The 13,591-nt window shown below is 37.9% G+C and carries 15 protein-coding genes; 12 read left to right on the plus strand and 3 right to left on the minus strand.

Annotation, left to right across the window (positions count from 1 at the left end):
- The first annotated feature begins 57 nt into the window (after nucleotides 1-57).
- From argC to I6F48_RS01615, 10 genes are all read left to right on the plus strand, one after another.
- Nucleotides 58-1,068 carry an N-acetyl-gamma-glutamyl-phosphate reductase gene (gene argC, locus I6F48_RS01570; protein ID WP_197118670.1) on the plus strand — a complete coding sequence of 337 codons (1,011 nt, stop codon included), beginning with the start codon at nucleotides 58-60 and terminating at the stop codon, nucleotides 1,066-1,068.
- The gene (argB, locus tag I6F48_RS01575; protein ID WP_165727586.1) at nucleotides 1,069-1,836 is read left to right on the plus strand and encodes an acetylglutamate kinase; all 768 of its coding nucleotides are present in this window, start codon (nucleotides 1,069-1,071) and stop codon (nucleotides 1,834-1,836) included.
- Between the two features lie 7 nt (nucleotides 1,837-1,843).
- Nucleotides 1,844-2,776, plus strand: a complete 933-nt coding sequence (locus I6F48_RS01580; RefSeq protein ID WP_024592295.1) for an ornithine carbamoyltransferase — start codon at nucleotides 1,844-1,846, stop codon at nucleotides 2,774-2,776.
- Nucleotides 2,773-3,975, plus strand: a complete 1,203-nt coding sequence (locus I6F48_RS01585) for an argininosuccinate synthase (RefSeq protein WP_007581653.1) — start codon at nucleotides 2,773-2,775, stop codon at nucleotides 3,973-3,975. Before I6F48_RS01580 ends, I6F48_RS01585 begins: the two co-directional genes overlap by 4 nt.
- 49 nt (nucleotides 3,976-4,024) lie before the next feature.
- Nucleotides 4,025-5,890 (plus strand): argininosuccinate lyase, encoded by a 1,866-nt coding sequence (argH, locus tag I6F48_RS01590; protein ID WP_007581654.1) that lies wholly within the window; start codon nucleotides 4,025-4,027, stop codon nucleotides 5,888-5,890.
- Between the two features lie 266 nt (nucleotides 5,891-6,156).
- Nucleotides 6,157-6,366, plus strand: a complete 210-nt coding sequence (locus I6F48_RS01595) for a hypothetical protein (RefSeq protein ID WP_024590033.1) — start codon at nucleotides 6,157-6,159, stop codon at nucleotides 6,364-6,366.
- Nucleotides 6,367-6,380: 14 nt separating this feature from the next.
- Entirely contained in the window at nucleotides 6,381-6,914 is a 534-nt protein-coding gene (locus tag I6F48_RS01600; protein ID WP_024590032.1) for a hypothetical protein, read from the plus strand.
- A gap of 5 nt (nucleotides 6,915-6,919) precedes the next feature.
- Nucleotides 6,920-7,417 (plus strand): hypothetical protein, encoded by a 498-nt coding sequence (locus I6F48_RS01605; protein ID WP_197118671.1) that lies wholly within the window; start codon nucleotides 6,920-6,922, stop codon nucleotides 7,415-7,417.
- 494 nt (nucleotides 7,418-7,911) lie between these two features.
- Nucleotides 7,912-8,424 carry a hypothetical protein gene (locus tag I6F48_RS01610; protein ID WP_197118672.1) on the plus strand — a complete coding sequence of 171 codons (513 nt, stop codon included), beginning with the start codon at nucleotides 7,912-7,914 and terminating at the stop codon, nucleotides 8,422-8,424.
- A gap of 104 nt (nucleotides 8,425-8,528) precedes the next feature.
- A complete protein-coding gene (locus I6F48_RS01615) occupies nucleotides 8,529-9,035 on the plus strand; it encodes a hypothetical protein (protein WP_165727580.1) in 507 nt (168 codons plus the stop codon).
- Nucleotides 9,036-9,070: 35 nt separating this feature from the next.
- On the opposite strand, the gene coaD is transcribed toward I6F48_RS01615, so the two are convergent.
- Nucleotides 9,071-9,562 carry a pantetheine-phosphate adenylyltransferase gene (gene coaD / locus I6F48_RS01620; RefSeq protein ID WP_165727579.1) on the minus strand — a complete coding sequence of 164 codons (492 nt, stop codon included), beginning with the start codon at nucleotides 9,560-9,562 and terminating at the stop codon, nucleotides 9,071-9,073.
- Between the two features lie 198 nt (nucleotides 9,563-9,760).
- Between coaD and I6F48_RS01625 the strand changes: the two genes are divergently transcribed.
- Both I6F48_RS01625 and thiI read left to right on the plus strand, forming a co-directional pair.
- Nucleotides 9,761-10,453 (plus strand): TetR/AcrR family transcriptional regulator, encoded by a 693-nt coding sequence (locus I6F48_RS01625; RefSeq protein ID WP_024592300.1) that lies wholly within the window; start codon nucleotides 9,761-9,763, stop codon nucleotides 10,451-10,453.
- 324 nt (nucleotides 10,454-10,777) lie between these two features.
- Nucleotides 10,778-12,235, plus strand: coding sequence for a tRNA uracil 4-sulfurtransferase ThiI (gene thiI, locus I6F48_RS01630; protein WP_101164302.1), 1,458 nt, complete (start codon nucleotides 10,778-10,780; stop codon nucleotides 12,233-12,235).
- 40 nt (nucleotides 12,236-12,275) lie between these two features.
- Here thiI and I6F48_RS01635 read toward each other — a convergent pair whose 3' ends face one another.
- Both I6F48_RS01635 and I6F48_RS01640 read right to left on the minus strand, forming a co-directional pair.
- Nucleotides 12,276-13,178, minus strand: a complete 903-nt coding sequence (locus tag I6F48_RS01635; protein WP_197118673.1) for a ketopantoate reductase family protein — start codon at nucleotides 13,176-13,178, stop codon at nucleotides 12,276-12,278.
- On the minus strand, nucleotides 13,171-13,524 hold the full coding sequence (locus tag I6F48_RS01640) for a VanZ family protein (RefSeq protein ID WP_007581666.1): 354 nt from the start codon (nucleotides 13,522-13,524) through the stop codon (nucleotides 13,171-13,173). The genes I6F48_RS01635 and I6F48_RS01640 overlap by 8 nt, the downstream gene beginning before the upstream one ends.
- Between the last annotated feature and the right edge of the window lie 67 nt (nucleotides 13,525-13,591).

Genomic DNA, 13,591 nt, shown 5'->3' on the forward strand with positions numbered 1-13,591 from the left:
TAGTTTAAGCGAACATTATAAGTAAGTAGTAACTAATTTTAAGATAACGAGTAACAAATGAATGTAGTGATTATTGGCGCAAGCGGTTATAGCGGCGCAGAGTTAGCAAGTTTAGTTGCTAAGCATCCAAACCTTACCTTAACAGGCTGTTATGTATCTGAGGGTAGCTTAGATAAAAATAAATTACTAAGTGATTTATACCCAGAGCACCTTGGCTTACTAGATTGTCCTTTACTTCCTCTTAGTGCATCAGCTTTTGATGACATTCAAAGTGATGCTGACTATGTGTGTTTATGTACCGATCACAAAGTAAGTGTTGATTTAGCGCCTCAATTTTTAGCTATGGGTAAAAAAGTATTTGATTTATCTGGTGGCTATCGCCTAGCAAATAATGATGATTACGTTACTTACTATGGTTTTGAGCATCAACACCCAGAGCTTTTAAATGAAGCGGCTTACGGTTTAGCAGAGTGGAACCATGATGCTATCGCTAACGCAAAGCTAATTGCTGTTGCAGGCTGTTACCCAACAGCGGCGCTCAATGCACTTAAACCGCTTAAACAAGCAGGCTTATTGAGCAGCGAAAGTATTATTATTAATGCCGTTTCGGGTGTTACGGGTGCCGGGCGTAAAGCGAGTGTAGGAACACATTTTTGTGAGGTATCGCTTGCACCTTATGGTTTGTTTAACCATCGCCACGGTCCTGAAATTGAACAACACCTTGGCCACAAAGTATTATTTACACCGCATCTAGGTAGCTTTGCGCGCGGTATTTTAGAAACTATTTATGTACAACTTAAGCCTGGCGTTACCAAGGAAAACGTTGCATCTGCTTATCAAGTGCTTGCTAACGAACCATTAATTCGTTTGTTAGGCGATAAAATACCTTCAATTAAAGGTGTTGCTAAGCAACCATTTGTTGATATTGGTTGGCAGCAACAAGGCACGCAGTTAATTGTAATGTCTGCCATTGATAACTTATTAAAAGGCGCTGCTGGACAAGCTTTGCAGTGTATTAATATTTCTATGAATTTAGATCACACTACGGGCTTAAAAGGAGCGTTTTAAATGAGTAAAAAAACGTGGGTTATTAAACTCGGTGGTGCAGTACTTAATACAGAAAATGCAGCAAAAGCGTTATTTGATGTGCTAAGCGAGCAAAAAAATGATGAGTTTGTCATTGTTCATGGCGGTGGCTCTTTAGTAGATACATGGCTAAAGCAAGCGGGTTTTGCTAGTGCTAAACACCAAGGTTTACGTATTAGTCCAGCAGAGCAAATGCCTTATATAGTAGGTGCGCTTGCAGGTTGCGCTAATAAACAATTAATGACTCAAGCTATAAGCGCAGGGCATAAGCCTGTCGGCTTAAGTCTTTTTGAGGCGGGTGTGACTGCAACCCAAAAATTAAAAGCGCTTTGCTTAGTGGGTAAATGCACAAGTAACGACGATTCTATCATCAATGATTTACTTAGAATTTCTCGTTTACCTATTGTTAGCTCTATCGGCTTTGATGAACAAGGCTTGTGGTACAACGTAAATGCAGATGAAGCTGCAGCGGCTATTGCCAGTAATTTAAATGCAGAACTAATTTTTATGACGGATGTAGAAGCGGTACTTGACGCAAATAAACAACCGTTACATCAACTTGACACAAAACACATTGATACTTTAATTACAGATGGAGTAATTGTGGGCGGGATGGAGGTCAAAGTTAAGACCAGCCTTCACGCTGCCCAACATTTACGACGCGGTGTGTATATTTCCAGCTGGCAAAAGCCAGAAAATTTAACTGCTCTGCTGCAAGGTGAGCATGTCGGAACAAAGATTACACCATAGGTTTATTATGTTTGAGAATTTTTTAACGGGTTTAGAATTAGACCAAGAAGGCGCACTTAATTTATTAAAGTTAGCGCAAGATATAAAAGCAAAGCCAGAAAAATACAGCCAAGTATTATCGGGTAAATCAATCGTAACATTGTTTGAAAAGCAAAGTTTACGTACACGTTTATCGTTTGATATAGGTATTAATCGCCTTGGTGGTCATGCTGTTTATTTAGATCAGCAAAATGGCGCTATGGGTGCACGTGAATCAATTAAAGATTTTGCACTTAATATTTCTACTTGGGCTGATGGTATTGTGGCGCGTGTAAATCAGCACAGCACATTAACTACGTTAGGTGAATATTCATCGGTACCGGTAGTTAATAGCTTGTGTGACTTGTACCACCCTTGCCAAGCACTTGCTGATTTTTTAACACTTCAAGAAGTACATGGCGATGTGAGTCAGCTTAAAGTAGCTTACTTAGGTGAGGGCAATAACGTGACTCATTCATTGATGTTACTTGCCGCAACGCTAGGTACTGACTTTGTTGCTGTAACACCAAAAGGGTGTTCGCCAGATTCACAAATACTTAAAAAAGCAGAGCAAATTGCAGCAATGAATGGCGCATCAGTCATGGTGAGCGATAGAGTTGAAGCTGCGGTTGGTGCAAACGTTGTATACGCAGATACATGGGTATCAATGGGTGATACAACGCCGCTTGAGCAAGTAAAAGAAAAATACATGCCTTATCAATTAAACCAGGCATTGCTAGATCAAACAGGTGCGACTACGGTATTACATTGCCAACCGGCACACCGTGAATTTGAAATTACCTCTGAGGTAATGGATGGTCCAGCATCAAAAATCATTCAACAAGCAGAGAATCGCATGCATGCGCAAAATGCTCTGCTAGTTACATTACTAAATCCAAATTTTGTTAAGGAACACCTATGAGTTCAATTAAAAAAGTCGTTTTAGCCTATTCTGGTGGTCTTGATACGTCGGCTATCGTGCCATGGTTAAAAGAAAACTACGGCTGTGAAGTAATCGCGTTTGTTGCCGATGTAGGTCAAGGCGCTGAAGAACTTGAAGGCGTAGAAGCTAAAGCAATTGCCTCTGGTGCATCTGAATGTTACGTAGTTGACTTAAAAGATGAAATGGTAAGTGATTACATTTACCCAACGCTTAAAACGGGCTCAATTTACGAAGGTACTTATTTATTAGGTACTTCTATGGCGCGCCCAATTATTGCTAAAGCACAAGTTGAAATTGCACGTAAAGTAGGTGCTGATGCACTTTCTCATGGTTGTACTGGTAAAGGTAATGACCAAGTTCGTTTTGAATCATGTTTTGCAGCACTAGCCCCTGATTTAAAAGTAATTGCGCCATGGCGTGAGTGGGACTTATCGAGCCGTGAATCATTACTTGATTACTTAGCAGAGCGTGACATTCCGTGTTCAGCATCTGCTACAAAAATTTATAGCCGTGATGCTAACGCATGGCATATTTCGCACGAAGGTGGTGAGCTTGAAGACCCATGGTGTCAACCAACTGAACAAGTATGGACTTGGACTAACTCTCCAGAGCAAGCACCAGATAAATCAGAACTAGTAACATTAAAAGTTGTTGAAGGCGAAGTGGTTGCTGTAAATGGCGTAGAGCTTAAACCTTACGATTGTTTAGTTAAATTAAACGATATTGCATCGCCTCATGGTGTTGGACGTGTTGATATTGTAGAAAACCGTTTAGTTGGCATGAAGTCACGCGGTTGTTATGAAACGCCAGGCGGCACAGTCATTATGGCAGCGCTTCAAGCCATTGACGAGCTAGTGCTTGATAAAGCAAGCCGTAAGTGGAAAGAAGTACTCGGTGGTGAGTTTTCACATTTAGTATACGACGGCCGTTGGTTTACGCCTCTTAAAGATTCTATTTTAGCCGGTGCTGAAGCACTTTCTAAAGTGGCAACAGGTGAAGTGGTACTTAAGCTATACAAAGGCCAAGTAACTGCAGTTCAAAAGCAGTCACCAAATAGCTTATACAGCGAAGCATTTGCTACATTTGGCGAAGATGATGTGTACGACCAATCACACGCTGAAGGCTTTATTCGTTTATTCTCGCTTTCAAGCAGAATTTCAGCACTCGCTAAAAAGTAATTTATTACGCCCCTCATAAAAGGGGCACTACAGGGTTTGGAGAGATTTCATGGCATTATGGGGCGGACGTTTTTCTACGGGTCCAGATGAGGCGTTTAAGCAATTTAACGACTCTCTTCCCTTTGACTACCAGTTAGCAGAGCAAGATATTATTGGCTCTGTGGCATGGGCTGGTGCACTTGAACAGGTAAGTGTACTTTCAAGTGACGAGCACACAAGATTAGTGGCTGCATTAAATGAGCTGCTTGAAGAAGTTAAAGCAGATCCACAAGCGGTAGCTACTTCAGGTGCAGAGGATATTCATTCACATGTTGAAGCAGCTCTAATTGAAAAAGTAGGTGATTTAGCTAAAAAATTACATACAGGCCGAAGCCGTAATGACCAAGTTGCCACCGACTTTAGATTATGGTGCCGTGATACGGCTGACCATTTACTAGATGCTATTGCACAGCTTAAAGGCGAGTTTGTAGCGCTTGCAGAGCGAGAGCTTGGCACAATATTACCAGGTTACACGCACTTACAGCGCGCACAACCAGTATTATTTAGCCACTGGTGTATGGCGTATGTAGAGATGCTAGAGCGTGATGAAAGCCGCTTGCAAGATGCTAAAGCGCGCATGAATTTTTGCCCATTAGGCAGTGGTGCATTAGCAGGTACAGCTTATCCGATTGATCGCCAAGCATTAGCGCATGGGCTAGGTTTTACAGCGGCTACAAAAAACAGCCTTGATGGTGTATCTGATCGTGATTTTGTTTTAGATCTTTTAAGTTGTGCGTCTATTTCGATGATTCACTTATCTCGTATGTCAGAGGATTTGATTTTTTATAATTCGGGTGAAGCCGGATTTATAGAGCTTGCTGATAACGTAACATCAGGCTCATCGCTCATGCCTCAGAAAAAAAATCCTGATGCACTCGAGCTTATTCGCGGTAAAACCGGACGTGTGTTTGGTGCATTTAGCGCTATGATGATGACGTTAAAAGCGCTGCCACTTGCATACAATAAAGATATGCAAGAAGACAAAGAAGGGCTATTCGACGCTATGCCAACATGGCTTGCATGTATTCATATGGCGCAAGCATGTATTAAAGGCGTTAAAGTAAACGGCGATAAGACACTTGCTGCAGCAAAAGGAGGGCATGCAAATGCCACCGAACTTGCTGATTACTTAGTTGCTAAAGGTGTGCCATTTAGAGAAGGGCATCACATTGTAGGTGTACTTGTACAGCTTGCGATTAGCGAAGGTAAAACGCTTGAAGAGCTATCGCTTGAGCAGTACAAATCAGTAAACACTGTATTTGAAGACGATGTTTACCCAGTACTTGAAATTGATGCATGTATAAAAGCACGTAAAGCCCTTGGTGGGACGTCTATTGAACAAGTAACGAATGCTGTTAAAGAAGCCAAAAAAAAACAGCAAATAACGGTACGTGATGCAAATTTAGATGATGTAGAAGCAATTGCCACGCTTATACAGCATTGGGCAACGGTAGGTGAAAACCTGCCTCGTGCAAAAAGCGATATGGTGCACTCTATTAACGAGTTTGCAGTAACAGAAATAAATGGAAAAGTGTCGGGCTGTGCGTCGTTATACATTTACGATACCGGCCTTGCTGAAATACGCTCATTGGGTATAGACCCAAAAAGTAAAGTGTCGGGGCAGGGTAGACAGCTTGTAGATCATCTACTTACTAAAGCCAAAAAATTGGCACTTAACCGAGTTATTGTATTAACACGCGTACCAGATTTTTTTGAACAACAACGTTTTACTTTTTGTAGCAAAGACTCTTTGCCTGAAAAAGTAATGAAAGATTGTGAACTTTGCCTTCGTAAAGAAAATTGTGACGAAGTAGCAATGGAATATATTTTGAAGCTAAGTACACGTGCGGAGATCCCGTGTAAATACGTAGCTTAAACTCCCTGGATACAAAAAACGTACGGTTATCCCTGTGCGTTTTTTTATGTTTGTAGTAAACTGGTCGGAGCTGTTTGGTTTGATTATATAAGTATGTTTTGAGTGAGTTTTAAGGTGTCAAAAAAAAGTTGGCACATTGGTTGCTTTGTATAAGGTAGATAGCAAAATAGCTATCACTACTTTAAACAGGTGATGCATTTATCTACATAATAATGTGGTTAAAAGTTGCACCAAATATAATTAAAACTTTTACAAGGATCAATCACATGCAAGTTTCAGCTAATAGCCAAGTACAAATGCAAGCATACAACAAAACACAACAATTAAAGCCTGCAATGGAACAAACTGCTAGCCCTAAAACCCTGCAATCTGATACAGTAAGCATCTCTCAAGAAGGTATGGCTGCTGCGAGTGTTAACTCTGTTGAACGTGGCCTTGCTATTCTTTCTGGTGGTACAGGCACTCGTCCTAAGTAGTAATAAGGTATTGAATGTTTTTAACTGAGTTTTTTGGTCTTTTCTCATTATCAGCTTTTGTTATGTGGGCTTTTTTAATGGCCTTCTTTTTCAATGTTTTTGTATATAGCTTAGACGTTAAAAGAAAGACTACCTTATTACTCAGTTCATTAATCATGATGATATCTTATACAGCCACAGATTACTTCTATACGTGGCTTTCATACTATAACACCACATATTTGGACTGGGCTATTCATGATTTAATTACTATTATTGTACTCATCTTTAGCTTTAAATTATTGAAAAAAACAACTACATCCTTCTTATATTTGATCGTTGGTCTATCAATAAATATGCTATTAGTACTGTTAATGTATTTAGATGTATATGTGTATAAAAATAATGAACCATGGTTTTTCTGGGAAATATATGTAGGTTTCGTTGCTTTTAATGACTTAGCAATGGTTGTAGCATTAATTGTAGATAGAGACTTTTTAGGGCTACACAGGATAAAAAGAAAATTAATTCGATTGTTTAAATCGAGAAAAATAAAAATAACGACCTAGTTTAAATGTACGTTACTGAAGCCCTGATGGATTATGTAGAAGCTTTCTCTCAATGGGGCTTTTTAATGGCCTTCTTATACTGTTTAGCTTCCAGTATAAATAAAGAAAATAAATCCTCGGTTTATTTATCTGCGCTTATGCTCTGCTCATATATTTCCAGTGGTTACATAAACTTATTAGAAAGTTTATATTTAAATTGGGCGCTCTACGATTTTATTACAATTTTAGCTTTGTTAATTTTAGAGTACTTTAAAGTACTTCACCGCTCTATAGCTTTTCACTTCATCATCTTTGCGTTAATAATAAATGCTGTGCTCACCTTAATATTGCATTACGATCTATACGTTTTATATAACTATGAGCCTTGGTGGTATTGGAGTGTTTATTCTATTGGCGTTAATATGTTCGATGTTTTAATGTTTCTTTCACTAGTATTCAATAAAAATACCACTTTTAAAAGAGGGGTTACATTGAACTTTAAAAAGTTGAAAAATATTGAATGAGCTTTTAATTAGCCCAACAATTTCTCTGTACATAGGTGCATTTGTACAATGGGGGTTTCTTATGGCTTTTTTGTACTCCCTTGCTCATTCGATTAATAAGCCTAATAAAGAAAGAGTGTATTTGTCTTTGGTTATGAGTGTTTCATATTCGTTTAGTATATTTACAAATATGGATACGGTAACTTATCTAGATTTTTTGTTTTCCGATATTTTAACTCTCCTAGTTATCATTTCCCTTAGGCGGCTCTGGCATGATGGTATTACCTATCTATATATTATTACTGGTTTAGCTATAAACTCAACCCTGCATTTTCTCATGCATTACGACATCTATATATCAAATAATACAAGCTACTGGTGGCTTTGGAATGCTTGCGCGATAGGGGTCAACGCTGCTGATTTTATAATGGTAGCTATATTTTTTATAAACAAAGATTTTTTATACTTGATGAAATTTAGAAATGGTTTGATTACTAGTTTGAAAAGGACAGTTGATGGCTGACCTACTCTGGAGTCTTGTCGATTTAGGCGATAATATAGGGCTATTATTTACTTGGTTCTTTTTAATTTCATTTTTATATAATCTATCAGCAAGTATAAATAAGGCAGATAAAAGCCTGCTACAGTTATCATTCATTATGCTGGTTTCTTATACTTCAAGTCTTTTTATGGATCCTCGAACTTCGACTTCTCACTTAAATTACTTTTATTTTGATTTTGCTACCATAGGTACTTTATTACTTTGGCGAGCTGTATGTAAAAATCCTGTCTCCATTGCTTTTGTCTATGTAATTGTTGGTCTATTTATTAATGCGTGTCTGTTCCTGGGTATGCATTACGACATTGTAATCGTTGGCACTCTTTACTATTGGTGGTTTTGGACCATTTACACATTCGGGATGTATTTTGTCGATTTTACCATGGCATTGGTATTAATCATCAATAAGGATTTTTTAGGCTTAAACAAGCTTTTAAGATGTGTTAGAAAGTTAAGTTTAGATCGCTGAGGCAGTAAAGCTCAACTTAAAAGAAGAGTGATTTTGTGCCTTTATTTGATGTTGCCGTAATATGTAAAGCGGTATAATAATTTTTTATCTAGTGTTGGAGTAAAATGGTTGAGCTACTTTTAAATACAAATATCTCGTTTTATATAGGTGTTTTTGTACAGTGGGGCTTTTTGATGGCTTTTTTATATTCTTTAGTAAGCTCTATAAATAGCGCAGATAAAAGCATTGTTTGGCTATCTTTCATCATGGCACTTTCTTACTCTTCTAGTATGTTTATTGATATGGACGCAATAACTTACTTCGATTTTTTCTTATTCGATATTATTACTCTATTTGTTATTATTTTATCTGGTTTTTTTATAAAGATTAGCAGCATATACATTTATTTATTATTTGGTTTAGGTATAAACACCTTACTATTTTTTGCAATGTATATAGATAATGATGTTATGCACCATTATGATTTTTGGTGGTTCTGGTGGGTGTACATAGTAGGTATAAATTTTACAGATTTGACCATGGTTTTAGTTTTCTTTATAGGTAAAGATGTTTTAAAACTTACTTGGTTAGAAGGAAAGCTAAATAAAGTGTTTAATAAAAGGGCCTATTAGTAATGGATTTCAGTGCTAACAGGCCTTATTTATTATTAACTGCTACCACAACCCAATTTAGTTTTTAGCGCTTTAACAATTACAGGGTCTACAAACTCGCTTACATCACCATTGTGGCGAGCTACTTCTTTAACGAGTGTTGATGAAATAAATGAATTTCGCTCTGCGGGTGTTAAAAATACACTTTCTAAGTCGGGGTTCAGGCGGCGGTTCATGTTAGCTAATTGAAATTCATAGTCAAAATCAGATACAGCTCTAATACCGCGAATAAGCACATTAGCATTGTGCTCGCGTGCAAGATCAGCCAATAAACCAGAAAAACCAATCACCTTAACATTATCTATGTGGCTTAAAATAGTGTTTGCAAGCTCAACACGTTCTTCAAGGTTAAAGCAGGGTTTTTTACTTGGGTTATTAGCAACCGCAACTAATACAGTATCAAACATTTTAGCTGCACGTTGAATAAGGTCTGTGTGCCCATTAGTTAGTGGATCAAAGGTGCCAGGGTAAATTGCAATAACTTTCATAATGTTCACTATTTATTATTTTAGCGCTAGTTTAACAGTGTTTATGCCACAAAGCAGCCTAGCTAAAAAAGCATATAAACACTTACTTTCTTTAAACAGGTCAGTCCATGGTGGGAGTGTTTTAATGATTCATATTTGTTTATACTGTTTACCTCTTTTGAGTGTAATGTAGCCTATAGATAATTTGAGTATTAGCATATGAATACCAAGGATAAAATAATACACACCAGTATTTTGTTGTTTAACGAAAATGGTGAGCGTGCAATAACGACAAATCATATTGCATCAAACTTAGGGATGAGCCCGGGTAATCTTTATTATCATTTTAAAAATAAAGAAGACATTATCCGTCATATTTTTGCGCTGTATCGCGATCATTTAAATACTCACTTTAAACCTATTAATAAAGATGATGATGCATTTAATCATTTAACGGCTTACCTAGATTCGTTATTTGAGCTGATGTGGCGCTATCATTTTTTTTACGATAATCTCGGGGATATTCTCTCTAGAGATGCTGATTTAAAACAAGCTTATATTGATTTTCAGTTAGAGTTGTTAGAGCAAGTTCGTAAAATTATTTTAGGACTTCGCGACAGTGAAATGATTGCTATTGATGAGCAAGATGTCATTGATTTAGCACATACATTAAAGTTAACGGTTAGTTTTTGGACGCCTTATATTAAAGCCCGTAGGCCAAGTGGTACGCTTGCTGAGCAAGATATATATCATGGCATTTTAAAAGTACTTACATTATTTAGAGCGTACAGTACCGATAAAAGCATTGATAAAATGAACCTGCTACGTGAAAAATATACTGAATTAGCGCAACAAGCCTTAGGGCCTGTTGACCTTTCAGGATTAAAATTTGTTCAATCTAGGGGCGATTAAATCGCGACGCGAGGTTTGTAACCTAGTGGGCTAAGTAAAAACCAAGCAACAAAGAGTTAATCGCCCCTAGGCTAAACCCTTTGGGCAGCGCTTGTTTGGTATTTATGCTACGTTATCGCCTATTTATGGGGAATAACCACACTACATAGGCTCTGCCTTGCCTAAATACCAAACACACTGCTGCAAATTTAACCTCGAAAGATAAACAGGCCCTAGCTGTAGTTTAATCGATAGTAATAGGCTGTTTCCTAGGCGCTGAATTTTTTGCTATAATCCCGCGCCAAATGCCTGGGAGCGCGAATTCCCGCAGTCTAAGAGTGAACTATGCTTAAATTTATCGTCAAACTACATCCTGAAATAGCCATTAAAAGCCGTTCAGTCCGTAAACGCTTTACTAAAGTGTTAGAAAATAACATTAAAATTGTATTGCGCCGTGTTGACGAAAAAGTACAAGTAAGAAATAACTGGGATAACATTTCAGTTGTTACAAAGCTTGAAGACGCGCAAGTTCGCCTTGATTTTATCGATAGCCTTAAACGCATCCCTGGCATTGTTCAATTTATTGAAGTAACCGAAACACAATTCGAAACTCTTGATGATATTTATCAAAAAACCATCGCTTTAGTTGGTCATACTATTGTAGGTAAAACCTTTTGTGTTCGTGCTAAGCGCATAGGGCAACACGATTTTACCTCAACTGATTTAGAGCGTTATGTTGGTGGTGGATTAAATCAGCATATTGAAGGCGCAAGCGTAAAGCTTAGCCGCCCAGAAGTAACAATACGCCTAGAAGTAAAAGACGATAAAGCTTACATTGTTTCTCATACACATTTTGGTATGGCTGGTTTTCCTTTGCCAACTCAAGAAGATGTGCTTTCGCTTATGTCTGGTGGTTTTGACTCTGGCGTAGCAAGTTACCAAATGATTCGTAAAGGCGCACGCACACACTTTTTATTCTTTAATCTAGGTGGCGCAGCGCACGAAATTGGCGTTAAGCAAGCAAGCTACTACTTATGGAAAAAATACAGCTCTACACATAAAGTTAAATTTGTAACGGTTGATTTTGAACCTGTTGTTGCTGAAATTTTAGAAAACGTTGAAAACAGTCAAATGGGTGTTGTACTTAAACGTATGATGATGCGCGCAGGGAGTGTGGTTGCGCAAAAGTTAAACATTCAAGCACTTGTCACTGGCGAAAGTATTGGCCAAGTATCTAGTCAAACATTAGCGAATTTAAGCGTGATTGACCGTGTTACTGAAACGCTTATTTTACGCCCGCTTATTCAACACGATAAGCAAGAAATTATTAATATTGCTCGTCAAATTGGTACGGCCGAAATGGCAGAAACAATGCCTGAATACTGTGGTGTTATTTCTAAAAAGCCAACGGTTAAAGCCAAAATAGACGTTATTCTTGGTGAAGAAGAAAAGTTCGACTTTGATGTACTTGATACCGTTGTAAACAACGCACGTATAATGGACGTGCGTGATATTGACGTAGAAGCCAAACAAGAACTTAAAGAAGCTGAATCGGTTGCTGATTTGCCTGTAGGCTCTGTGGTAGTTGATATTCGCTCACCAGAAGAAGAAGAAGCTGCACCGCTTGCAATCGACGGTGTTGAAGTGGTTCATTTACCGTTCTTCCGTCTGGCGACTAAGTTTGGTGATTTACCAAAAGACACCGACTACTATTTATATTGTGATCGAGGCGTAATGAGCCAACTACAGGCACTTATGCTGCACGAACAAGGCTTTGAAACGGTAAAAGTTTACCGCCCATAAGGTTTGTCGTCTTAAAGTTAAGAATTTATATAAGCGTGGTTTATACCACGCTTTTTTTTGCCTGAATTTTGACAAACAACTCATCGTTGTAAGGTGTAGGAATACCGTGAAGTTTGCCTTGTTGGCTAATATAGCCACATATAGCTGATATTTCAGTTTCTCTGCAATGCGCGACGTCTTGCTGCATTGAAGAGTAATTGTCAGACGTTAATTCCATTATTTTATAAGCGGTATTAAGTGCTTTAATCAATGGGATATTAAGCCCTTGTACCTTTGCTATATTGCATGCTTCAGTGAGTGCATTAAAAATTATAGCGTTGTACTTAGGTGCGCGTAACTCACCATTTTTTACATTACTTAAAGCGCTTAATGGGTTAATGGCAATATTTACGAGTAGTTTTTCAAAACGAAGCTGCTGAATGTTATTAGTAAACTTTAGGCTGGGTATTACTTTAAAAATATCAGCTATTGGCGCGCTATTTTGAAAAGCTAATTCATTACAAGCACCAATAACACTTTGTCCCTCACCAGTGTGCTGCACAATGTATTGGTTTGATTTAAAGCCCGCTATGCTTGTCGTTAAAAAGTAGAGTGCTTGGTGAGTGCTTAGCTGGCTATTTACCTCATCAACATTACCCATGCCGTTATGCGAAAGTACAACAGAGCAATGACTTGGTAGAAGAGGCTTTATTTGCGTAAATGCATCAAGTACTTGAAAGGCTTTAACGGTAAATAAAACAACATCAAATTCAGCCGCTTTATTTAGCTGATTTAATGCAATAAATTGTGCGTCAATTTTTTTAGATGCACCCTTACCTCGACTATAAAAGCGGGTATTTGTTGGGCTTTTGCGAGTTAAAACACTGACATTATGCGACGCACTTAGAAAATGACTAAGTAACAAGCCAATAGCACCATCGCCGACAATTAAAATATTAGCCATATGGGTTCTTTTTTCGAGGTGTAAAAATTACTCTAAGTAAAAAGTAGCTTGCGGCACCTGCAAAATCAGCAAAAAAATCACCGAGTGATGCTTGCCTATATGGAAGTGCGTCTTGCATTATTTCTATAGAGGCGCCATAACCAGCCAATAAAAGTATTTGCGCATATAAAGGAAGCTTAAACGCTTTATCCATTATTATGGCTAGTATAAAAAAAATCCCAAAATGGGCGACTTTATCAACATGAGGAAATAAATTTACAACGCCACCTTTTATTTCTTTGGCAAATAAAAAGGTAAAAGCTACTATGCTGATTAAAAAAATTGCTTGATAAACACGCCTTGTCACGACAAATCCTAAAATCGCTTAAAAAAGAGGCGCAAGTATATCAAACTAATTTAATATCGCACCTGAA

The sequence above is a fragment of the Pseudoalteromonas sp. SWYJ118 genome, from assembly GCF_015864505.1.
GTDB lineage: Bacteria > Pseudomonadota > Gammaproteobacteria > Enterobacterales > Alteromonadaceae > Pseudoalteromonas > Pseudoalteromonas arctica.